The following is a 21,050-nucleotide window of genomic DNA, read 5'->3' as shown; positions in this document are numbered from 1 at the left end:
AGCCAAAGCGGGAAGAAGTTACGCGATGACAACCATCATTCCTGAACCCACCCATGCGAAGCGGGAGCCCGGCCAACTGGTCGACATGGCCTGGGATCCCATCACCAGGATCGTGGGCAGCCTGGGCATCTACACCAAGATCGACTTCGAGAACCGTGAGGTCGTCGAGTGCCACAGCACCTCGTCGATCTTCCGCGGCTACTCGATCTTCATGAAGGGCAAGGACCCCCGCGACGCCCACTTCATCACCAGCCGCATCTGCGGCATCTGCGGCGACAACCACGCCACCTGTTCGTGCTATACGCAGAACATGGCCTATGGCGTCAAGCCGCCACACCTGGGCGAGTGGATCGTCAACCTCGGCGAGGCCGCGGAATACATGTTCGACCACAACATCTTCCAGGAGAACCTGGTGGGCGTCGACTTCTGCGAGAAGATGGTCTCCGAGACCAACCCGAGCGTGCTCTCGTTGGCCGAGAAGACGCCCGCCCCGCACGCGGACGCCCACGGGTACAAGACGATCGCCGACATCATGCGCTCGCTCAACCCGTTCAGCGGTGAGTTCTACCGCGAGGCGCTGGTGGTCAGCCGGTGGACGCGAGAGATGTTCTGCCTCATGGAGGGACGCCACGTGCACCCCTCCACCCTGTACCCCGGCGGGGTCGGCACGGTGGCGACCATCCAGCTGATGACCGACTACATGACGCGGCTGATGCGCTACGTCGAGTTCATGAAGAAGGTCGTCCCGATGCACGACGACCTGTTCGACTTCTTCTACACCGCATTGCCCGGTTACGAGAAGGTCGGGCTGCGCCGCACCCTGCTGGGCTGCTGGGGCTCCTTCCAGGACCCCGAGGTGTGCAACTTCGAATACAAGGACATGGAGCGCTGGGGTAACGCGATGTTCGTCACCCCTGGCGTGGTGGTCGACGGCAAACTGGTCACCCACTCACTGGTGGACATCAACCTCGGCATCCGAATCCTTTTGGGCAGTTCATATTACGATGACTGGACCGACCAGGAGATGTTCGTCAAGACCGATCCGCTGGGCAACGCGGTGGACCGGCGCCACCCGTGGAACCAGCACACCAACCCGCACCCGCAGAAGCGGGACTTAGAGGGCGGCAAGTACAGCTGGGTGATGTCACCGCGCTGGTTCGACGGCAAGGACCACCTGGCGCTGGACACCGGTGGCGGTCCGCTGGCCCGGCTGTGGTCGACGGCGCTGGCCGGCCTGGTCGACATCGGTTACGTCAAGGCGACCGGTTCGAGCGTGAAGATCAACCTGCCCAAGACCGCCCTGAAGGGACCGGTCGAGCTGGAGTGGAAGATCCCCACGTACGGCAGCAACACGCTCGAACGCGACCGGGCGCGCACCTACTTCCAGGCCTACGCGGCGGCGTGCGCTCTGCACTTCGCCGAGAAGGCGCTCGAGGAGATCCGCGCCGGACGCACCAAGACGTGGGAGAAGTTCGAGGTGCCCGACGAGGCCATCGGATGCGGCTTCACCGAGGCGGTGCGCGGTGTGCTCAGCCACCACATGGTGATCCGGGACGGCAAGATCGCCAACTATCACCCGTACCCGCCGACGCCGTGGAACGCCAACCCGCGGGACAGCTTCGGCACGCCGGGTCCGTACGAGGACGCGGTCCAGGGCCAGCCGATCTTCGAGGAGAACGGCCGGGACAACTTCAAGGGAATCGACGTCATGCGCACGGTGCGCAGCTTCGATCCGTGCCTGCCGTGTGGCGTGCACATGTACCTGGGGAAGGGCAAATCCCTGGACAGACTGCACACGCCCACCCAGTCACCCGTCGGGGAGTAACGCATGGCGGATCGCCCGGACAAGTCCGCGAACGACGCGCAGTGGCGTGAGGCGGGCGATCGGATCCAGACACTGCTGGATTCCTGCGCTGCGGGTGGGACCGCCGCGTATGACCGTGCGCAGCAACTGGTTCGCGAGGTGGTCGGGCTGTACGGCGCCGGGCTGGAGCGGATCATGTGGATGGTCGGCGATCCCGAACCGGACGGGGGGCTGGTCGAGCGGCTGGCCACCGACGACCTGGTGGCCAGCCTGCTCCTGGTGCACGGCCTGCATCCGCACGACGTGCACCGCAGGGTCTCCGACGCCCTGGATCGGGTGCGGCCCTACCTGGGTTCGCACGGCGGCGACGTCGACCTGCTCGAGGTGGCCGACGACACCGTGCGGCTGGCCTTCACCGGCAGCTGCAAGAGCTGCCCGTCGTCCGCGGTGACGCTGGAGCTGGCCGTGCAGGACGCGGTCCGCGCGGCGGCACCGGAGATCTCCTCGATCGAGGTGGTGACGGCCGAGACGACGACCGCTCCGGCGAGCGTCATTCCGGCGCAGTCGCTACTGGCGCACCTGCATTCGAACGGCCATGGGCCGACCGCCTGGCGCCCGGCCCCCGAGCTGGCCGAGCTGATACCCGGCGAGGTCGCCGGATTCGCGATCGACGGGGTGAGGATGCTGGCCTGCCGGGTCGGGGACCGGACCTTCGCCTACCGAGATCACTGCCCGGTGTGTGACGACACGCTGGCGGGTTCGCACCTGCACGGTCGCATGCTGCGCTGCGCCGGCTGCGGGACGGATTTCGACGTCGTCGGTGCGGGGGCCGCCGCCGAGGGTTCGGCCGCCCATCTGGATCCGATGCCGCTGCTGGCCCGGGACGGCGTGCTGTCGGTGGCCTTGCCGGCCCACGAGCCGGTGCACGGGTTGGGCGCGCCGGCATGAGCACCCCGTTCGACGTCCTGGCGAGCATCAGGAGCGACCGCCGCGCCCCCGAGCCGGCGGGTGAGCGCTGCGAGATGTGCGCGGAGTCGATCGCCGACGAGCACCAACACGTGGTCAATGTGGCCGGCCGCCAGCTCATGTGCGTGTGCCGCGCCTGCTATCTGCTGTTCACCGACACCGAAGCCGACCTTCGTTACCGCGCGGTGCCGGACCGGTACCTGTCCTTCCCCGACTTCGCGCTCGACCGCCTGGTGTGGGAGGCGCTGCAGATCCCGGTCGGGGTCGCGTTCTTCTTCACCAACTCCGCCCTCGGCCAGACCGTCGCCTTCTACCCGGGGCCGGCCGGGGCAACGGAATCCGAACTGGACATGGAGGTCTGGGACACCATCCGCGGCGCCGACCCGCGGGTGAGCCTGCTGGCCGACGACGTCGAGGCGCTGCTCGTCCGGGTCGCCGACACCGCCCAGGACGGCGAATTGTCGCAGCCACAAACCTATCTGGTGCCCATCGACGCCTGCTATGAATTCGTCGGACGCCTGCGGATGGTGTGGCGCGGCTTCGACGGCGGACAACAGGCCCGCGAATACATCGACGACTTCTTCGACCGGCTCGCCACCCGCGCCACAAAGACACCGCGATGAACGCCCCGCCGACGAACGTCAGCTTCGAGGTCCTGGACGTGACCGCCGAACCGTACACCGTCAGCCCGGTGCTCACCGCCCGGGTCGGCGTCACCGCCGCCGGCCCCGACCCGGTGCACGCCATCGCCCTGCGCTGCCAGGTCCGCATCGAGCCGTTGCGCCGTAGCTACTCCGACGACGAGGCGGCCGGGCTGATGGATCTGTTCGGCGGCCGCGAGCGCTGGGCCAGCACCCAGCGCACCTTCCTGTGGCAGCACTGCGCCGCGATGGTGCCGGGCTTCACCGGGCATACGACGGCGACCCTGCCGCTGGAGTGCACTTACGACTTCGAGGTCGCGGCCGCCAAATACCTGCACGCGCTACGCGACGGGGCGGTGCCGCTGCAGTTCCTGTTCAGCGGAACGATTTTCGTCAACTCCGAGCGCGGGTTCTCGGTGCAGCAGGTGTCCTGGGACTGCGAGGACAACTACGCCATGCCCGTCACGGTCTGGCGCGACCTGATCGCCCAGCACTACCCCAACAGCGGATGGATCCGGCTGAGCCACGAGACCATCGCGGAACTGGCCGGTTACAAGTCGGCCCACGGGATGCTCGACTTCGACCACGCGGTCACCGCGCTGCTGGATGCCACCGTCGATCACGAGGTGGCGCGATGACATCGAGCTGGGACCGGGCGCGCGCCGTCGCCGACGCCGTGCTCTACGAGGGTTATCTGCTCTACCCGTATCGGGGAACGTCGAGCAAGAACCAATCACGCTGGCAATTCGGGGTTTTGGGACCGCCCGGCGCGGCCGAGGCCGGCCTGGGCGAAGACGACACCCTGTCCGCGGAGTTCCTGGTCGACGACGCGCGGGCGCTGACGCTGGTGGTGCGCTTCCTGCAGTTGCAGCGCCGGCGGGCCGAACGGGCCACCGGCGACGGCGATTTCGTTGCCGTCGACGAACTCCACACCCCAGCCGGATCGTGGCTGACCTGGGACGAGGCCGTGGAATGCGAGATCTCCTTCGGCCCGCTGGCGTTCGGCGACCAGCCCTGGTCGCTGCCGGTGACCGCCGAAGCGGGCACCGACATCGAAACCGTGGACGGCGGCCGGCTGGTTCGCGAACGTCACGAGATACGGGGCGAACTGACCGTCACCAGCGAGCCCGACGGCGACCTGCGGCGGGTCTCGGTGCGGGTCGCCAACACCGGTGCGGCCGTACGCGCGGACGACGACAAAAATTCGGTGATCGCACGATCGATGATCGGCACGCACCTCATCGCCGAAGTGGTTGGCGGCCGGTTCATCTCGCTGCTCGAGCCACCCCAGGCCGCGACCGACGCGGTGTCCCGCTGCCGGCGGCACCGCTGCTTCCCGGTGCTGGCGGGACCTCAAGGCACCGACGACATGCTGCTGATCTCACCGATCATCCTCTACGACCACCCCGAGGTCGCCGAACAGAGCGACACCGCGCTGTACGACTGCACGGAGATCGACGAGATCCTCACCCTGCGCGTGATGACCATGACCGACGACGAGAAGGCGCAGGCCCGGGCGACCGACCCGCGGGCCGCGCGAATCATCGACGAGTGCGACGCCATGTCGCCCGAGGCCATGGCACGGCTGCACGGCGTGCTGCGCGACCCGCACGGGCTCAATGTCTCCGCCGGCATGGTGCCCGAGATCCCCGACGGCGTGGATTGGTGGGATCCGCTGGCCGACAACGCCGTCCGGCCCGAGATCGACGCGGTGCTGGTGAACGGGGTCCGGATAGCGCGGGGCAGCAAGGTGCGGCTGCGGCCGCGGCGCAACGCCGACGCGCAGGACATCTTCGTCGCCGGCAAGACCGCCCGCGTCACCTCGGTGCATGAGGATGTCGAGGGCAACAAGCACGTCGGCGTCGTCGTGGACGAGGACCCGGCCGCGGACCTGCATGACTGGTACGGCCGCTATCTGTACTTCTCCCCCGACGAAGTCGAACCGCTGCAACCGCAGCACAGCACAAACAAAAGGAGTTCACCATGGAAGTCCTAGGTTGGATCTTCATCGCCATCGTCGCGCTGGTGGCCGCGATCGGGCTGGTTCTCGGCGCGATATCGGTGCCCGATGCCCGCCGCTATCTCAAGTTGAGGCGGATGTAGCCGACACGGGTGCCACCATGACGACGCGCATCCTGGTAGCCGGGATCGGCAACATCTTCCTGGGCGACGACGGGTTCGGCTCCGAGGTGGTCCGCAACGCCGAACTGCCCCAGGACGATCCGACGGTCCAGGTCATCGACTACGGAATCCGGGGCATGCACCTGGCCTACGACCTGCTCGAAGAGTGGGACACGCTGGTGCTGGTCGACGCCGTGCCCAGCCAGGGGCATCCCGGCACGTTGCACGTCTTTCAGGCCGACCACGATTCGTCCTCCGAGGCGAACGGCCTCGACGGGCACAGCATGGATCCCGCCGCGGTCTTCGCCAGCCTGCGGGCGCTGGGCGGCCAGCCGCCCTACACCGTGGTCGTCGGGTGTGAGGCGGGCAGCGTGCAGGAGGGCATCGGGCTCACCGAGCCCGTCGCGCAGGCCGTCCCGCGGGCGGCGCGGGCGGTCGAGGAGATCGTCGCGGCGCTGCACGGCGCCACGTCCCCGACGGCCGAAACGGGGTGCTGAATCATGTGTTTGGGCATACCGGGGCAGGTCATCGCCATGCTGGACGGTTACGAAGGACAGCTCGCGCTGGTCGACGTCGCCGGTGACCAACGCAAGGTCAACGTCGGCATGTTGCCGGAGGAGACGTTCGCGCCCGGCGACTGGGTGATCATCCACATGGGCTTCGTCGTCGAGAAGACGGATCAGGCCGGGGCCGAGCAGGCCATGGCCGGCCTGGAGCTGATGGGCCGCGGCCGCACCGACCTGACACCCCAGCCGGAGGCCGGCTGAGATGACCGAGACCCCCCTGCTGTTGCGGCGCGGCCCACACGACACCCAAGTGCGGCAGCGCGCCACGGTCACCGGTGTGGTGCAGGGGGTCGGCTTCCGCCCGTTCGTCCATCGGATCGCGACCGAGCTGGGCCTGGCCGGGTTCGTCGGGAACGACTCGGGCGCGGTCTTCCTCGAGGTGCAGGGCCGGCCCGCCGCGGTGGCGGAATTCGGGCGCCGGCTGCGCGCCGAGGCGCCGCCCCTGGCGCGGATCGCCGACGTACAGCTTGCCGACGTCGCCGCCGACCCCGCGTGCCCACCCGAATTCCGCATCGTGCCAAGCCGATTGGCCGCCGGCACCAGCACTCCCATCCCCCCCGACATCGCGGTGTGTCACGACTGCGTCACCGAGCTGTTCGACCCGCTCGACCGGCGCTACCGGCACCCGTTCGTGACATGCACCAACTGCGGGCCGCGGTTCACCATCATCACCGCACTGCCCTACGACCGGCCCGCCACCACGATGTCACGGTTCGCCATGTGTGCGCGCTGCACCGCCGAATACCACGACCCGGCTGATCGGCGATTCCACGCGCAGCCGATCGCCTGCCCCGACTGCGGGCCCAGCCTGTGGTTCGCCTCGCCGGCCGGGCGGGTGAGCGGCGCGGACGCGGCGCTGGCCGCCGCCCAGGGCGCCCTGGCGTCCGGCGCCGTGGTGGCCATCAAGGGTGTCGGCGGCTACCACCTGGCCTGCCTCGCCGACGACGAGACGGCGGTCGCCGCGTTGCGGGCCCGGAAAGCGCGCGGCGCCAAGCCCTTTGCGATGCTGGTGCGCGACCTCGGCGTGGCGCGCCGCTACGCCCACCTCGACGCCACCGAGGCCGCGGTGCTGTCCGGCCCGGCCCGCCCGATCGTCTTACTGCGGCGGCGCGGCGGCGCGCCCGTCGCCGAGGCTGTCGCGCCGGGCAGCCCGCTGCTGGGACTGATGCTGCCGTACTCCCCCCTCCATCACCTGCTGCTGGCACCGGTACCCGGCGGCTCCGCACCGGCGCCCGACGCGCTGGTGCTGACCAGTGCCAACCGCTCCGACGAGCCCATCTGCTTCACCGACGGTGATGCCGCGCACCGACTCCCGGTGCTATGCGATGCGGTGCTCGATCACGACCGGCCGATTCACGTGCCCTGCGACGACTCGGTGGTGCGTGTCGTCCACGACGAACACGGGGCCCACGAGCTGCCGATCCGCCGGTCCCGCGGCTACGCACCGCTGCCGATCGACCTGCGACTCGACGGCCCGGCCGTGCTGGCCGTGGGCGGCGAATTGAAGAACACTTTCTGCCTCACCGACGGCGGCCGGGCCTACCTGTCCGGACACATCGGCGACATGGCCACCTGGGAGACGCTGCGCGCGTTCGAGCGGGCGGTGAGCCAGCTCAGCGAAATCCGTGGCCGGCCGGCACGTCTGGCCGCCGACCTGCATCCCGGCTATCACACGCGGAGCTGGGCGGAGCGTCATGCCGGCGAGCGTCCGCTGGATCTGGTCCAGCACCATCACGCCCATGTGGTGTCGCTGCTGGCCGAACATGGGCGTCTCGGCGAACCCATCGTCGGCGTCGCCTTCGACGGCACCGGTTACGGCTGCGACGAAACCATCTGGGGCGGTGAGATTCTCACCCTCGACGCCCGCAGCCATCGTTTCGTTCGGGCCGGCCACCTGTCGGCGGTGCCGCTGCCCGGTGGCGACGCGGCGGTGCGCAACCCGTGGCGGATGGCGCTGTCCCAGCTGTGGGCGGCCGACATCGACTGGACCCCCGACCTGGCGCCGGTGGCGGCCGCGTCCGACGACGAATTGCGGCTCACCCGTTCGCAATTGGAGACCGGGGCGGCCTGCGTGCCCTGCTCGAGCATGGGCCGCCTGTTCGACGCGGTCGCCTCCCTGCTGGGGGTGCGGCACCGCATCGATTACGAGGGGCAGGCCGCGATCGAACTCGAAGCGCTGGCGCAGTCGGCCGGCGATACCCGCACGCGGCCGTCGTTGCCCCTGACGGTGGGTGCCGACGGGGTCATCGATCCCGCCCCGATGGTGCAGACCATGGTCGCGGCGCTGTACGCCGGGACAGCACCGGCGGTGTTGGCCGCGGCGTTTCACCAGGCCGTCGCGGTCGCCGTCACGCAGGTCGTCACCCAGGTGGCCGGCGGCACCGCGCTGGTGGGGCTCACCGGCGGCGTGTTCCAGAACGTCCTGCTACTGGAAGCCTGCCGTACGCGGTTGCGGCAGAACGGGTTTGAGGTGCTCACACATCGCATCGTGCCACCGAACGACGGCGGGCTGGCCCTGGGACAGGCCGCGGTCTCGGTGCTGACCGCACAGGAGGAGGTGTCGACGCGATGATCACCACCGCCATCGATCGCGGGCTGAGCGCCGAACTGGCCGAAGACCTCGCCGCGACCGCCCTGACGCTGGCCAAGCGATTCGCCGCGGGCGCCACCATGTGGTCCATCGCGCCGTCGTGGGAACCCCATGCGCTGCACATCGCGGTCGAATTCGTCCACCCGGTGATCATGGGCAAGCGGGCCTTGCCGGCCGTGGCGTTGACCGGATCCGATCTGGTGGACCTGGTGCGGGTTTCGGTGCGCCCCGGCGACATCGTGGTCGCGATATCGGGTGCCGACAATGCGGACGTGCGTGCGGTGATGCGCCGCGCACCGGCCTGGGGCGCCACCACGATCTGGATCGGCAGTGGCGAGGTGGCCCCCGCCGCCATGGCCGATCACGTGCTGTGGCTGGACGATCCCGACCCGCGCGTGCCCGCCACCGGTGGCTTCGTGCTGTTCTACCACCTGCTGTGGGAGCTGACCCATGTGTGTTTCGAACACTCCGGGCTGCTCAAACCCCAACCCGACGACGAGGTGTGTGTCACGTGCAGCGACGAGGGCCGGCTCGGCGAGGTGGTGAGCGCCTCGGCCGGCGGACAGGCCCGGGTGCGCACCGCCCGGGGGGTCGAGGACGTGGTCACCACGCTCGTCGACCCGGTCGCTCCCGGCGAGTTGGTGCTGGTGCACGCCGGCACCGCGATCAGCCGCATGGATGAGGAGGACGTTTCATGAGTCCGGAGCCCACCAACTTCTTGTACCCGTTCATCGACGCCGAAGAGGACGACCCCTCCGCGCTGCTCACCGACCTCGCCGCCTCCGCGCTGGCCAAGGCGTCCGAAAGCCTCGCACTGCGACGCTCCACGCTGGAAGCCAACGCCGACCTGCTGGCGGCCGCCGCCGCCGAGCTGGCGCGCCGATTCGCCGCCGGCGGAAGGATGTTCACCTTCGGCAACGGCGGCAGCTGCACCGACTGCACCACGCTGGCCGGACTCTTCGCGCGGCCGCCGCTGGGCAATCCCCTGCCGGCCTGGTCGCTCACCGCCGACCAGGCGATCCTGACCGCACTGGGCAACGACGTCGGGTTCGAGCTGGTGTTCGCCCGGCAGCTGATCGCCCGCGCGCGCGACGGCGACATCGCGATCGCGATGTCGACCAGCGGCAATTCTCCCAACCTGCTGACGGCGCTGGCCGAGGCGCACAAGCGCGGCCTGTACACCATCGGTTTTTCCGGTTACGACGGCGGCGCGTTCGTCAACAACCCGAACGTGGACGCCTGCTTCGTCGTTCGGTCGCAGAGCGTGCACCGCATTCAGGAATCACAGGCGCTGGTCGGCTACCAGTTGTGGCTGGCCGTCCACGATTGCCTTGCTCACGATTGGGGGGCGGCGTGATGAACAAGCCCGCGGGTGATTACCTGTCGTCGGGGCCGCGGTTCGGCGAAGGCGACGTGATCGAGCGGATCGAGTCGTTCCGCCGGCGTCGCCCCCGGCTGCTCGACGACCATGTGACCCTGGCGCACGGGGCGGGCGGCAAGGCGTCGGCGGCGCTGGTGGACGCGGTGTTCGTGGAGGCGTTTCGCAATCCACTGCTCGAGTCGCTGGGCGACGGTGCCGTCCTGGCCCTGCCCAGCGGCGAGCGGGTGGCGATGTCGACGGATTCCTTTGTGGTGCAACCCCGCCGGTTTCCCGGCGGGTCCATCGGCGAACTCGCCATCCACGGCACCTGCAACGACCTGGCGGTGGCCGGCGCCGTGCCGTCCTGGATCTCGGCGGCGTTCGTGCTCGAAGAAGGTTTCCCGATCAGCGAACTGAAAGAGATCGTCGCCGACATGGCCGCCGCGGCGTCGGCCGCCGGGGTGCAGGTCGTCACCGGCGACACCAAGGTGGTGCCCAAGGGCGCGGCCGACGGCCTGTTCATCACCACCGCCGGAACCGGCGTCATCCCCGCGGGCCGCGCGCTGTCGGCTCAGTCGGTCCGGGCCGGAGACAAGGTGCTGCTGTCCGGGTCGATGGGCGATCACGGCATGGCGGTGATGCTCGCCAGGGGCGACCTGGCCATCGAGGCCGACATCGCCTCCGACACCGCGTCGGTCAGCCCGCTGGTCGAGTTGCTGATGGCGGCCGCCCCGTCCACCCGGTGGATGCGCGACGCGACCCGGGGCGGGGTCGGCACGGTGTGCAACGAGTTGGCCCAGGCCTGCGGCCTCGGGGTGCTGCTCGAAGAGGAACGACTTCCGGTGGCGCCCATGGTGAACGGCGCCTGCGAACTGCTCGGCATCGATCCGCTCTATGTCGCCAACGAGGGCAAGTTCGTCGCCGTCGTCGCGCCGGAGGAGGTCGAGGCCGGACTGGCCGCGTTACGGTCGCACCCATTGGGCGCGCAGGCGGCCGAGGTCGGGGAAATCGTCACCGAACCGGCGGAAAGCGTGGTGCTGCGCACCGGATTCGGCGGGACCCGGATCGTCGACATGCTGGTCGGCGACCCGCTGCCCCGGATCTGTTGATAGATGAGGAGATACACCGACATGTGCCTAGGAATTCCGGGCCGGATCGTGGAGATCACCGATCCTGCAAATTATTTGGCGAAGGTTGACGTCAGCGGCGTGCAACGCACGATCAGCGTGCGCCTGTTGGAAGACGACATGCCCACCCCGGACGACTGGGTGCTGGTGCACGTCGGGTTCGCGATGGCCAAGATCGACGAGACCGAGGCGCTGCTCACCTTGGCCGCCATCAAGAAACTCGGCGACACGTACGCGGTCGAAATGCAGGCCTTCGATTCGTCGGCCATCGTCTGACCCTAGGAGCGGCAATGAAATTCGTTGACGAATTCCGTGACCCGGCCGCAGCGCGCAAGCTGCTGACGGCCATCGAACACCTGGCCGGTGACGGCGGCGAGGACTTCAAATTCATGGAGGTGTGCGGCGGGCACACGCACACCATCTACCGGCACGGCATCGAACACCTGCTGCCGGACAACGTCGAACTGGTGCACGGGCCGGGCTGCCCGGTCTGCGTGATCCCGATGGGCCGCATCGACGACGCGATGTGGCTGGCCGGCCAACCCGGCGTGATCTTCACCTGCTTCGGGGACATGATGCGGGTGCCCGGCTCGCACGGCAGCCTGCTGGACGCCAAGGCCCGCGGGGCCGACGTGCGGTTCGTCTACTCCCCGCTGGACGCGTTGAAGATCGCGGTCGACAACCCCGACAAACACGTGGTGTTCTTCGCCATCGGTTTCGAGACCACCGCGCCGTCGACCGCGGTGACCCTGGTGCGGGCGCGCGAATTGGGCCTGCCCAACTTCAGCGTCTTCTGCAACCACGTCACCATCGTGCCGCCGATCCGGGCCATCCTCGAGTCACCGGACCTGCGGCTGTCGGGTTTCATCGGTCCCGGGCACGTGTCCACCGTGGTGGGCAACCGCCCGTACCGGTTCGTGCCGGACGTGTATCGAAAGCCGTTGGTGGTGGCCGGTTTCGAGCCGCTGGACATCCTGGCCTCGGTCGCGATGCTGCTGCGCCAGATCCGCGAGGGCCGCTGCGAGGTGGAGAACCAGTACAAGCGCGTGGTACCCGAGCACGGCAACCCCGCGGCGCTGGCATTGATGGGCAAGGTGTTCGCGCTGCGCCCGCACTTCGAATGGCGCGGGCTGGGTTTCATCTCGCAGAGCGCGCTGCGGCTGCACGACGACTTCGCCGAGTTCGACGCCGAGCTGCGGTTCGCGATGCCCGGCGTGCGCGTCGCCGACCCGAAGGCCTGCCAATGCGGCGAGGTGCTCAAGGGCGTGCTCAAGCCTTGGGAGTGCAAGGTTTTCGGTACCGCCTGCACACCGGAGACGCCGATCGGAACCTGCATGGTGTCCCCGGAGGGCGCCTGTGCGGCCTACTACAACTTCGGGCGCATGCACCGCGACGCCGTCAAGCTGGTGGGGCGCACTTGACCGCTGACATGGGCGCCGAGATGTTCGCCCGCTACGCCTATGCGCCCAACGCGCTCGGTTATTGCGGTCCACCGTTGGGGGCCACCCTGCGCGACGGGTCGGTCGCCGACGTGCGCAGGGCGGCGACGAAGTTCTCCGGCGCGTGGCCATATCTGCGGGTGCTGTCGCAACTGACCGGCATCGCCGACCCGCTGGATTACCGTCTGGTCGAATCGTATTGGCTCGGCGGGGGCGTCGCGGCCGGTCTGGACCCGCAGGACTTCTTCGACGCGCTGCTCGCGATCATCGGCCCGCAGGCCGGCCACTACTGGTCGCACCTGACCGCCGATCTGGCCTGCGAGGCCGCCGGCAATCACTGCTTCCACGTGTTCGGGGTGTATCCGTGGACGCGGTTTCTCGGGCGCGGCATGGATGAGCATCCGTTGAGTGTGCTCGACAACTGCCGGATCACTTGGGGCACAGCGCTTTCCCGCGATGCCGACCGCGTCGAGGTGTTGTGCGAAAGGCTGGCCTGGGATGGCCGGGCGCTGACGCTGTCCGAACCGGCGCCCCGGGTTCTCGAGGTGTGGGCCGACGGGTACAGCGCGGTGCCCGACGTGGCCGCCGGTGATGTGGTGGCGATGCACTGGGGCCGATTGTGCGGCCGGCTGTCGCCGGCGCAGCTGTGCGCGCTGACCGACAGCACGGATCGGCAGCTGCTGGCGACCAGCGGCCGACTGGCGCGCGTCTGACTTGACCGCCAGACTGGCCCCGTGCCCGGTTCCCTGTGCGACGTGCTGCCCGCCGCGGCCGCGCTGCTCGGGGTCCCGGCCGCGGTGGACAACGTGGCGGTGGCGGACTGGGCGGACGCCGACCGGATCGACCGAGTGCTCGTCGTGCTGGTCGACGGGCTGGGCTGGCACCTGCTTCCCCAGCTGGCCGCCGGCGCGCCGCTGCTCGCGTCCGTGCTGGCCGGTGCCACCGGGCGCCTGACCCGGCTGGACTGCACGTTCCCGTCGACCACTCCGACCAGCCTGGTGTCGCTGGGCACCGGTGCGCTGCCGGGCGAACACGGGATCCTGGGCTTCACGCTCAAGGTGCCCGGCACCGACCGGGTGCTCCACCATGTCCGGTGGCGCGACGACCCGCCGCCCGCGCTCTGGCAGCCGGTGCCGACCTGGTTCGAACGGCTCAAGAACGCCGGCGTGAGCGCGCGCGCCGTGCTGCCCGCCGCTTTCATCGGCAGCGGGCTGACCGAGGCCGCCTATCGCGGCGCCGAGTTGCACCCGGCCGATCCCACCGGGGACTACGCGGGGCTGGTCGCCGACGAGCTGCGCGCGGCGCCGGGGCTGGTCTACGGCTACACCGCCGAACTCGACACCGCCGCCCACGTCTTCGGCATCGGCTCCGAGCAGTGGCACGCCGCGGCCGCCAACATCGACGTGCTGCTGTCGCGCCTGTTGGACGCGCTGCCGGCGAACGCGGCGGTGCTGGTGACCGCCGACCACGGCGGCATCAACGTCCCACCCGACGCGCGCGTCGACCTCGACACCGACCCCCGGCTGTCCGAGGGGATCCGGGTGGTGGCCGGCGAGCCGCGGGTGCGGTACCTGCACACCGAGCCGGGCGCCGCCGCCGACGTGCAGGCCGTGTGGGGTGAGCTGCTGGACGGCCGGGCCACCGTATACAGCCGCGAGCAGGCGGTGGCCACCGGCATGTTCGGGCCGGTCGCCGCGCCACACACCGAGCGGCTCGGCGACGTGGTGGTCGTCTGTTCCGGCGACACCGCGGTGCTGGCCAGCGCGCACGAGCCCCCGGAAACGGCGCGCCTGGTCGGCTTTCACGGCGGAGCCACCGCGGCGGAGATGGCGATTCCGCTGATCGTTTTCCGCCCGTAGCTGCGCAAACACACATCGGACTCGGATCGAGTTCACAGCTCGCCGCAACCGTTCACCGATCTTCGCGCGGTACATTCGGTGCACTGTGGTTTTCAAGGGCGTTGGCGCAACTCGGCGATGGCGGCTGGCCATCGCGGTTACCGCGGCGCTGGGGGTGTTCGTCGCCCTGCTCACGGGTTCCTCGGTGCGACCCAACCTCGCCGCGACGGCCGCGCCGCAGCCGGCGGCGTGGTCAGCGCCGACCGTCGGCGCGCACGGCGGTCCGACGCAGCAGCGTCCCGTCGCCCCCGGCCGGGCCGACCTGGCCGCTGCGGAATCTTCGGCACCGGCGAAAAAGACCAACACGAAGCCGTTCCGCAGCGCGTGGATGACCAAAGAACAGCCCCTGACCTGGAACCGGTTGTCACCGCACTCGGTGCTGACGCCGGCGCCGCTGTCGTTCACCCCGGCAGGGTTTGCGCCCGGCGGCACCGGACCCCGCGCTCCCGCGGCCGTCGTGTCCGACCGAGATATCTTGACCCGGATCTGCGTCGCCCGCCGCTGATCGTGACCCAGGGGCGTGTGTCGCCGACGGTTACCGAGGCGGGCAAGCGCCCAACGGCGTGTAACCCCCGTGTCTATCTCGTGAAAGAAGACCTCATGTGTTCGGGCACCACTGACGCCGCCATGGGCAGGCGGAGGCTGTAATGGATTTCGCGACGCTGGCTCCGGAGATCAACTCCGGGCTGATGTATTCCGGTCCCGGCGCGGGATCGATGATGTGCGCCGCCGCGGCGTGGGAAACGTTGGCGGCGCGGTTGTTCACCGCGGCGGCCGATTACCGGGCGGTGACCGCTCAGCTGGCGGCGGGCGGCGCGGGCCCCGTGCTCACCGGCGCCGCGGCACGCTACGTCGACTGGCTCGGCGCCGTCGCGGCCCGAAGTCAGCAGGCGGCCGCCCAGCTCACGGCGGCGGCCGGCGCGCATCAGCGGGCCTTCACGGCGACGGTGCCGCCGCCGGAGATCGCCGGCAACCGCGCGCAGCGGACGTCGCTGCTGTCGACGAACTGCCTGGGCCAGCGGAGCGCGGCGATCGCGAACGTCGACGCCGAGTACGACGCGATGTGGGCGCGCAACGCCGAGGCCATGCGCGCCTACGCCGCGGCCGCGGCCGGTGCCGCGACCATGTCGCCCTTCCCCGCCCCGCCCGGCAATCCCGTTGCCAAGAAACGTAATTGGGCCCTGCAATCGGCGCCGGACGTGATCTCGGCCGGCGGCGAACTGCTGTCGGCGATACCCGACACCCTCAACCGGCTGTCGTCGTCGCCGCTGACCACGCTCGAGGCGTCGCTCGCCGCGGTCACCCCGTCGCTGTCGAAACTGAATTCGGTGACCGCGCCGTCGGACTTCGCGATCGGCCGCCTCAATTCCATGAACAAGACCGCGGCCCTGCGATCGCTGTTCCCCAAGCCCGCTGTCACCGACGGCGTGCGCGCGGGCCTGGGCCGCGGGACGGCGCTCGGCGTGCTGTCGGTGCCGCGCGCCTGGGTGGCCGCGGCCCCGATGATGGAGCGGCCGCGCGAGGAGCGGGTCGGCGAGCCCATCCACTTGGTCGCGAGCAGCGAGTCACACGCGGCCGATAAGTACGGCGGCTAAAGCGGGGTGACGTAGGCCGCGCTGATGCCGCCGTCGACCATGAACGTCGAGGCGGTGACGAACGATGCGTCGTCGCTGGCCAAAAATGCCACCGCTGAGGCGATCTCGTCCGGGTTGGCGAATCGGCCCACCGGGACGTGCACCAGCCGGCGGGCGGCCCGCTCGGGGTCCTTGGCGAAAAGCTCTTGCAGCAGTGGGGTGTTGACCGGCCCGGGGCACAGCGCGTTCACCCGGATGCCCTGCCGGGCGAACTGCACACCCAGCTCGCGCGACATCGCCAGCACGCCGCCCTTGGACGCGGTGTAGGAGATCTGCGACGTCGCCGACCCCAGGACGGCGACGAACGACGCCGTGTTGATGATCGAGCCCTTCCGCGCCGGAACCATGTGCCGCAACGCCGCCCGGCAGCACAGGTACACCGACTTCAGGTTGACGTCTTGGACGCGTTGCCACGCCGGCAATTCGGTGTTCTCGATCAGGTCGTCGTCGGGCGGTGAGATGCCGGCATTGTTGAACGCGATGTCGATGCGCCCGTGGGACCGCGCCGCGGTATCGAAGAGCGCGTTGACCGCGTCTTCGTCGGACACGTCGGTGGGCACGAACAGGCCGGAGAGTTCGTCGGCCGCCGCGGCGCTCGCGTCGGCGTCGATGTCGCCGACCACGATGGTGGCGCCCTCGGCGCGCATCCGCCGCGCCGCGGCCAGCCCGATGCCGCCGCCGGCGCCGGTGACGACGGCCACACGGCCCGCCAATCGTTGGGTGAGATCGACCGCCACCGCCTAGTCCTCTCTGATCGCGATGAATACGTTCTTGGTCTCGGTGAAGTGCAACGGCGCATCCGGGCCCAGCTCACGGCCCAGCCCCGACTGCTTGAACCCGCCGAACGGCGTGCTGTACCGCACCGACGAGTGCGAATTCACCGACAGATTCCCGGATTCGATCGCCCGGCACACGCGCAGCGCACGGGACAGGTCGTCGGTCCAGATTGATCCGGACAGCCCGTAGCTGGTGTCGTTGGCCAGCGCGATGGCGTCGCGCTCGTCGTCGAAGGCCAGCACCGTGACGACCGGGCCGAAGATCTCCTCGGTGACGCTGCGGTCGGTGCGCTGCGGGGTCAGAACCGTTGGAGGGAACCAGAATCCGGGGCCGGTCGGCGCGGTGCCGCGGAATGCGACGGGCGCGTCGTCGGGGACGTAGGACGCCACCTTGTCGCGGTGCGCGGCCGACACCAGCGGACCCATCTCGGTGTCCCGGGACGCCGGGTCGCCCACCACGACGCCGGTGACGGCGGGCTCGAGCAGCTCCATGAACCTGTCATAGACGCTGCGCTGCACCAGGATTCGGCTGCGAGCGCAGCAGTCCTGCCCCGCGTTGTCGAACACCCCGGCCGGTGCGGTCGCGGCGGCCCGCTCGAGGTCGCAGTCGGCGAACACGATGTTGGCGCTCTTGCCGCCCAGTTCCAGAGTCACCCGCTTCACCTGAGCGGCCGCGCGGGACATCACCTGTTTGCCGACGTCGGTGGACCCGGTGAACACGATTTTGCGGACTCCCGCGTGGGTGATGAACCGCTCCCCGACGACCGCGCCCCGACCCGGCAGCACCTGCAGCAGGTCCGCGTCGAGCCCGGCTTGCGCCGCGAGCTCGCCGAGCCGGATGGTGGTCAGCGGCGTCGCCTCGGCGGGTTTGATCAGCACGGCGTTGCCAGCGGCCAGCGCCGGTGCGAAGCCCCACGACGCGATGGGCATGGGGAAGTTCCACGGGGTGATCACGCCGACCACGCCCATCGGTTCGTTGAACGTGACGTCCAGGCCGCCGGCGACGGGAATCTGCTTGCCGGACAAGCGTTCCGGGCTGGCCGCGTAGAAATTCAGCACGTCGCGGACGTGACCGGCCTCCCATTCGGCTGAGCCGATGGGATGCCCGGAGTTGGCGACCTCGAGCGCGGCCAGCTCGTCGAGATGCGCGTCGACGGCCGCGGCGAAGTCCCGCAGGCCGGCGGCCCGTTCGGCCGGGGACAACGCGGCCCACCGCCGCTGGGCTGCCCGCGCCCGGTCCACCGCGTCGTCGACGGCGGCGGCGTCGGCGTGCTCGACCGAGCGCAGCACCTCCTCGGTCGCCGGGTTGATCAGCCGCGCGGCGCTCAACTCGTGCGCTCCGCGTAGGACCGGGCGGCGTCGACGATCGCCGCGAACAACCGCAGGTCTTCCAGCGACTGTTCCGGATGCCATTGCACCGCAAGCACAAATCTGTCGCCCGGCAGCTCCAGCGCCTCCACGACGCCGTCGGCGTCCCGCGCGCTGACCACCAGGCCGTCCCCCACCCGGTCGACGGCCTGGTGGTGATAGCTCGGCGCATCGGCGGACTCCCCGACCAGCGCGGCGAGCCGGGTGCCCGCCACCGTGCGCACTGGCAGCCTGGTGAACACCCCGTTGCCCGCCCGATGCCCGCTGTGGCCCAGGACGTCGGGCAGGTGCTGGTGCAGCGTGCCGCCCAGCGCGACGTTGAGCACCTGTGCGCCGCGGCAGATACCCAGCACCGGCAGGCCCCGCCGCAGCGCGCCCTCCAGCAGCGCGAATTCCCACGCGTCGCGGTCGGTTCGCGGCGTGTCGGTGGTGGGGTGCGGTTGCTGGCCGTAGCTGGCGGGGTCCAGGTCGTAGCCGCCGGTGATCACCAGCGCGTGCAGGCCGTCCAGGACCGCGTCGACGATTCCGGCGTCCACCGGCTGCGGCGGCAGCAGCACCGCGATCCCGCCGGCGAGCAGGACGCCTTCGAAGTAGTCGGCGGGCAGGTACCCGGCGCGGATGTCCCAAATGCCGGTCTGCACCTGTTCCAGATAGGTGGTCAGGCCGACGACGGGGCGCAGCGGGTCGCCACCATCAAGCCGTGGCGATCGCAAGCGCGGCGCAGCCGGGCGCAGCGGGTCGCCACCATCAAGTTCAGAGGCGTTCAAACCCACGCATCCTCTCCCAGTCGGTGACCGCCGCGTTGAACGCCGCCAACTCCACCCGGGCGTTGTTCAGGTAGTGCGCGACCACCTCGCCGCCGAACACATCGCGCGCGAGCGTCGAGTGCTCGAACACCGAGGCCGCCTCCGCCAGCGTGCCCGGCAATCGTTCGACGCCGGGAACCTGGTAGGCGTTTCCCGCGCAGGGCTCCGGTAGCTCGAGGCCCCGTTCGATACCGTACAGCCCGCCGGCGACGATCGCCGCCACCGCCAGATAGGGGTTGACGTCGCCGCCGGGGACGCGGCACTCGACCCGGGTGCTGGGCCCGTGGCCGACCACGCGCAGCGCGCAGGTGCGATTGTCCAACCCCCACGCCAGCGCGGTGGGCGCGAAACTGCCGTCGGCGAATCGCTTGTAGGAGTTGATGTTCGGCGCGTAAAAGAGCGTGAGGTCGCGCAGGGTGGCCAGCACGCCGGCCAGGAAACCGCAGAACGCCGACGACATGCCGTGCGGCCGGCTGGGGTCGGCGAACACCGCGCCGCCCTGCGGATCGCGCAGCGAAAGGTGAATGTGACAGCTGTTCCCTTCTCGCTCATCGTATTTGGCCATGAACGTCAGGCTCTTGCCATGCTGGTCGGCGATCTCCTTGGCACCGTTCTTGTAGATGACGTGGTTGTCGCAGGTGACCAGCGCGTCGGCGTACCGGAAGCCGATTTCCTGCTGCCCCCTGTTGCATTCGCCCTTCACGGCCTCGAATCGCAGGCCGGCGCCGACCATGCCCCGGCGGATGTCGCGCAACAGCGGCTCCATGCGCGACGACGCCGAGATCGCGTAGTCGATGTTGTAGTCGCTGGCCGGGGTCAGCCCGCGGTACCCGTTGGCCCACGCCTGACGATAGGTCTCGTCGAACACGATGAATTCCAGCTCGGTCGCCACGTCGGCGGCCAGTCCCCGGTCGGCCAGCCGGTCCAGCTGCCGGCGCAGGATCGCCCGCGGCGACACGGCGACCGGGCTGCCGTCGGGCCAGCCCACGTCGGCGATCACCAACGCGGTGCCGGGCAGCCAGGGAACGCGCCGCAGCGTGGCAAGGTCGGGCCTGGCCACCGTGTCGCCGTAGCCGGTGTCCCAGCTCGACATCGCGTACCCGCCCACGGTGTTCATGTCGACGTCGACGGCGAGCAGGTAGCCGCAGCACTCGGCGCCGTGGGCGGCCACCTCGTCGACGAACAGCCGCGCGTCGATCCGCTTCCCGACCAGCCGGCCCTGCATGTCGGGGAACGCCACGATGACGGTGTCCATCTCGCCGGCGCCGATCAGTCGGTCGAGCGCGGGCAGGGACAACATGGCGGCGTTGGGCTCGGTCACAGCACTGTCTTCACTGACCATGACCGTCAGTCAACCAGGCGCTACCAGGTGCTGGTGCGCAAAATGATCTCGGCGGCCAGCTGGGCCGTCGACTCCTGCACGGTGCGCCGCCCCAGGTGCACCACCCGGTAGTCGGCGTAGACGTAGCGCTGGCTGGCCTGGGCCACCGCCCGGGCGGCCGGCGAGCTGACCAACACGGTGGTGCCGATCTCGACCGGTGGGCAGTGCCCGTCGGTGATGGCGCCCTCGTAGTTGCCGGCCCGCGGGTGGCCGCGGTCGATCACCACCAGCCCGACGAACCGGCCCAGCTTGGTCGCGGTGAGTTCCCAGGCGAGCTCAGCGCCGGCGCGGTCGCCCATCACCACGGCCCACCCGATGCCCAGCGCGTCGAGGATGCCGATCAACGACTTGGGGGTCAGGCGCGGGTCGAAGCCGACCACGACCGTTCGAAGCGACGCGGTGTGCAGCCGCTCGCAGACGGCGTCGTAGGCCGCCGGGACACGCTCCTCGTCGGCCAATATGACGACGACGACGCCGTTCTCCGGACCGGCCACGACCACCGGCACGGGGAACCCGTCCAGGGTGGTCATCATCGAGGACACCCAAGCACGCTACAGCCAAACGGCATCCGAG

At 69.8% G+C, this 21,050-nt stretch carries 23 protein-coding genes; 18 read left to right on the top strand and 5 right to left on the bottom strand.

Annotated features, from left to right (window positions below; translation table 11 throughout):
- Positions 1-25 precede the first annotated feature (25 nt).
- The 18 genes from B9D87_RS01045 to B9D87_RS00965 all read left to right on the top strand — a co-directional run bounded on the left by B9D87_RS01045 (position 26) and on the right by B9D87_RS00965 (position 16,107).
- Entirely contained in the window at positions 26-1,825 is a 1,800-nt protein-coding gene (locus B9D87_RS01045; RefSeq protein ID WP_007775170.1) for a nickel-dependent hydrogenase large subunit, read from the top strand.
- A 3-nt stretch (positions 1,826-1,828) separates the two neighbouring features.
- Positions 1,829-2,752 carry a NifU family protein gene (locus B9D87_RS01040; protein WP_007775172.1) on the top strand — a complete coding sequence of 308 codons (924 nt, stop codon included), beginning with the start codon at positions 1,829-1,831 and terminating at the stop codon, positions 2,750-2,752.
- Entirely contained in the window at positions 2,749-3,393 is a 645-nt protein-coding gene (locus tag B9D87_RS01035) for a DUF5947 family protein (RefSeq protein WP_007775178.1), read from the top strand. The genes B9D87_RS01040 and B9D87_RS01035 overlap by 4 nt, the downstream gene beginning before the upstream one ends.
- Positions 3,390-4,049, top strand: coding sequence for a DUF6084 family protein (locus tag B9D87_RS01030; RefSeq protein WP_007775181.1), 660 nt, complete (start codon positions 3,390-3,392; stop codon positions 4,047-4,049). The genes B9D87_RS01035 and B9D87_RS01030 overlap by 4 nt, the downstream gene beginning before the upstream one ends.
- Positions 4,046-5,407 (top strand): hypothetical protein, encoded by a 1,362-nt coding sequence (locus tag B9D87_RS01025; RefSeq protein ID WP_007775185.1) that lies wholly within the window; start codon positions 4,046-4,048, stop codon positions 5,405-5,407. Before B9D87_RS01030 ends, B9D87_RS01025 begins: the two co-directional genes overlap by 4 nt.
- On the top strand, positions 5,395-5,514 hold the full coding sequence (locus B9D87_RS27885) for a DUF6893 family small protein (RefSeq protein ID WP_085977876.1): 120 nt from the start codon (positions 5,395-5,397) through the stop codon (positions 5,512-5,514). The genes B9D87_RS01025 and B9D87_RS27885 overlap by 13 nt, the downstream gene beginning before the upstream one ends.
- Before the next feature lie 17 nt (positions 5,515-5,531).
- Positions 5,532-6,029 carry a hydrogenase maturation protease gene (locus B9D87_RS01020; protein ID WP_007775187.1) on the top strand — a complete coding sequence of 166 codons (498 nt, stop codon included), beginning with the start codon at positions 5,532-5,534 and terminating at the stop codon, positions 6,027-6,029.
- A gap of 3 nt (positions 6,030-6,032) precedes the next feature.
- On the top strand, positions 6,033-6,299 hold the full coding sequence (locus B9D87_RS01015; protein ID WP_040631476.1) for a HypC/HybG/HupF family hydrogenase formation chaperone: 267 nt from the start codon (positions 6,033-6,035) through the stop codon (positions 6,297-6,299).
- Position 6,300: 1 nt separating this feature from the next.
- Positions 6,301-8,670 (top strand): carbamoyltransferase HypF, encoded by a 2,370-nt coding sequence (gene hypF / locus B9D87_RS01010; RefSeq protein WP_007775192.1) that lies wholly within the window; start codon positions 6,301-6,303, stop codon positions 8,668-8,670.
- Entirely contained in the window at positions 8,667-9,386 is a 720-nt protein-coding gene (locus B9D87_RS01005; RefSeq protein ID WP_007775196.1) for a HypC/HybG/HupF family hydrogenase formation chaperone, read from the top strand. The genes hypF and B9D87_RS01005 overlap by 4 nt, the downstream gene beginning before the upstream one ends.
- Positions 9,383-10,045, top strand: coding sequence for a D-sedoheptulose-7-phosphate isomerase (locus B9D87_RS01000; protein WP_007775198.1), 663 nt, complete (start codon positions 9,383-9,385; stop codon positions 10,043-10,045). The genes B9D87_RS01005 and B9D87_RS01000 overlap by 4 nt, the downstream gene beginning before the upstream one ends.
- Positions 10,045-11,157: a hydrogenase expression/formation protein HypE gene (hypE, locus tag B9D87_RS00995; protein ID WP_007775201.1), complete on the top strand. Its 1,113-nt coding sequence runs from the start codon at positions 10,045-10,047 to the stop codon at positions 11,155-11,157. The genes B9D87_RS01000 and hypE overlap by 1 nt, the downstream gene beginning before the upstream one ends.
- Positions 11,158-11,178: 21 nt before the next feature.
- A complete protein-coding gene (locus tag B9D87_RS00990) occupies positions 11,179-11,451 on the top strand; it encodes a HypC/HybG/HupF family hydrogenase formation chaperone (RefSeq protein WP_007775203.1) in 273 nt (90 codons plus the stop codon).
- A 14-nt stretch (positions 11,452-11,465) separates the two neighbouring features.
- On the top strand, positions 11,466-12,596 hold the full coding sequence (gene hypD, locus B9D87_RS00985) for a hydrogenase formation protein HypD (protein WP_007775205.1): 1,131 nt from the start codon (positions 11,466-11,468) through the stop codon (positions 12,594-12,596).
- A gap of 20 nt (positions 12,597-12,616) precedes the next feature.
- Positions 12,617-13,327 (top strand): DUF6390 family protein, encoded by a 711-nt coding sequence (locus B9D87_RS00980; RefSeq protein ID WP_080598638.1) that lies wholly within the window; start codon positions 12,617-12,619, stop codon positions 13,325-13,327.
- Between the two features lie 21 nt (positions 13,328-13,348).
- Complete coding sequence (locus B9D87_RS00975) at positions 13,349-14,473, top strand: alkaline phosphatase family protein (RefSeq protein ID WP_007775209.1); 1,125 nt, start codon at positions 13,349-13,351, stop codon at positions 14,471-14,473.
- Positions 14,474-14,558: 85 nt separating this feature from the next.
- A complete protein-coding gene (locus B9D87_RS00970; RefSeq protein WP_007775213.1) occupies positions 14,559-15,017 on the top strand; it encodes a hypothetical protein in 459 nt (152 codons plus the stop codon).
- A gap of 142 nt (positions 15,018-15,159) precedes the next feature.
- The gene (locus tag B9D87_RS00965; RefSeq protein WP_007775216.1) at positions 15,160-16,107 is read left to right on the top strand and encodes a PPE family protein; all 948 of its coding nucleotides are present in this window, start codon (positions 15,160-15,162) and stop codon (positions 16,105-16,107) included.
- Here B9D87_RS00965 and B9D87_RS00960 read toward each other — a convergent pair.
- From B9D87_RS00960 to B9D87_RS00940, 5 genes are read right to left on the bottom strand one after another with little or no spacing between them, the layout of a single operon-like run.
- Positions 16,104-16,883 (bottom strand): 3-oxoacyl-ACP reductase, encoded by a 780-nt coding sequence (locus B9D87_RS00960; protein WP_007775218.1) that lies wholly within the window; start codon positions 16,881-16,883, stop codon positions 16,104-16,106. The two genes, B9D87_RS00965 and B9D87_RS00960, sit on opposite strands and share 4 nt — an antisense overlap.
- Before the next feature lie 3 nt (positions 16,884-16,886).
- Positions 16,887-18,251 carry an aldehyde dehydrogenase family protein gene (locus tag B9D87_RS00955; RefSeq protein WP_007775219.1) on the bottom strand — a complete coding sequence of 455 codons (1,365 nt, stop codon included), beginning with the start codon at positions 18,249-18,251 and terminating at the stop codon, positions 16,887-16,889.
- Positions 18,248-19,063 (bottom strand): gamma-glutamyl-gamma-aminobutyrate hydrolase family protein, encoded by an 816-nt coding sequence (locus B9D87_RS00950; RefSeq protein WP_007775222.1) that lies wholly within the window; start codon positions 19,061-19,063, stop codon positions 18,248-18,250. The genes B9D87_RS00955 and B9D87_RS00950 overlap by 4 nt, the downstream gene beginning before the upstream one ends.
- Positions 19,044-20,438 (bottom strand): glutamine synthetase family protein, encoded by a 1,395-nt coding sequence (locus B9D87_RS00945; protein WP_040631480.1) that lies wholly within the window; start codon positions 20,436-20,438, stop codon positions 19,044-19,046. The genes B9D87_RS00950 and B9D87_RS00945 overlap by 20 nt, the downstream gene beginning before the upstream one ends.
- Before the next feature lie 20 nt (positions 20,439-20,458).
- Positions 20,459-21,010: an alpha/beta hydrolase gene (locus tag B9D87_RS00940; RefSeq protein WP_007775237.1), complete on the bottom strand. Its 552-nt coding sequence runs from the start codon at positions 21,008-21,010 to the stop codon at positions 20,459-20,461.
- Between the last annotated feature and the right edge of the window lie 40 nt (positions 21,011-21,050).

The sequence above is a fragment of the Mycobacterium colombiense CECT 3035 genome (assembly GCF_002105755.1).
GTDB classification, from domain to species: domain Bacteria; phylum Actinomycetota; class Actinomycetes; order Mycobacteriales; family Mycobacteriaceae; genus Mycobacterium; species Mycobacterium colombiense.
This window is presented reverse-complemented; position numbering and strand designations above follow the sequence as displayed.

Excerpts from the sequence above, each read along its gene's own strand:
- B9D87_RS01000 (WP_007775198.1), top strand. The coding sequence starts at position 9,383 with ATGAGTCCGGAGCCCACCAACTTCTTGTACCCGTTCATCGACGCCGAA.
- B9D87_RS01020 (WP_007775187.1), top strand. The coding sequence starts at position 5,532 with ATGACGACGCGCATCCTGGTAGCCGGGATCGGCAACATCTTCCTGGGC.
- B9D87_RS01030 (WP_007775181.1), top strand. The coding sequence starts at position 3,390 with ATGAACGCCCCGCCGACGAACGTCAGCTTCGAGGTCCTGGACGTGACC.
- B9D87_RS00940 (WP_007775237.1), bottom strand. The coding sequence starts at position 21,010 with ATGATGACCACCCTGGACGGGTTCCCCGTGCCGGTGGTCGTGGCCGGT.
- hypD (WP_007775205.1), top strand. The coding sequence starts at position 11,466 with ATGAAATTCGTTGACGAATTCCGTGACCCGGCCGCAGCGCGCAAGCTG.
- B9D87_RS00965 (WP_007775216.1), top strand. The coding sequence starts at position 15,160 with ATGGATTTCGCGACGCTGGCTCCGGAGATCAACTCCGGGCTGATGTAT.
- B9D87_RS01025 (WP_007775185.1), top strand. The coding sequence starts at position 4,046 with ATGACATCGAGCTGGGACCGGGCGCGCGCCGTCGCCGACGCCGTGCTC.
- B9D87_RS01045 (WP_007775170.1), top strand. The coding sequence starts at position 26 with ATGACAACCATCATTCCTGAACCCACCCATGCGAAGCGGGAGCCCGGC.
- B9D87_RS00980 (WP_080598638.1), top strand. The coding sequence starts at position 12,617 with ATGTTCGCCCGCTACGCCTATGCGCCCAACGCGCTCGGTTATTGCGGT.
- B9D87_RS00990 (WP_007775203.1), top strand. The coding sequence starts at position 11,179 with ATGTGCCTAGGAATTCCGGGCCGGATCGTGGAGATCACCGATCCTGCA.
- B9D87_RS01015 (WP_040631476.1), top strand. The coding sequence starts at position 6,033 with ATGTGTTTGGGCATACCGGGGCAGGTCATCGCCATGCTGGACGGTTAC.
- B9D87_RS01040 (WP_007775172.1), top strand. The coding sequence starts at position 1,829 with ATGGCGGATCGCCCGGACAAGTCCGCGAACGACGCGCAGTGGCGTGAG.
- B9D87_RS00945 (WP_040631480.1), bottom strand. The coding sequence starts at position 20,438 with ATGGTCAGTGAAGACAGTGCTGTGACCGAGCCCAACGCCGCCATGTTG.
- hypF (WP_007775192.1), top strand. The coding sequence starts at position 6,301 with ATGACCGAGACCCCCCTGCTGTTGCGGCGCGGCCCACACGACACCCAA.
- B9D87_RS01035 (WP_007775178.1), top strand. The coding sequence starts at position 2,749 with ATGAGCACCCCGTTCGACGTCCTGGCGAGCATCAGGAGCGACCGCCGC.
- B9D87_RS01005 (WP_007775196.1), top strand. The coding sequence starts at position 8,667 with ATGATCACCACCGCCATCGATCGCGGGCTGAGCGCCGAACTGGCCGAA.
- hypE (WP_007775201.1), top strand. The coding sequence starts at position 10,045 with ATGAACAAGCCCGCGGGTGATTACCTGTCGTCGGGGCCGCGGTTCGGC.
- B9D87_RS27885 (WP_085977876.1), top strand. The coding sequence starts at position 5,395 with ATGGAAGTCCTAGGTTGGATCTTCATCGCCATCGTCGCGCTGGTGGCC.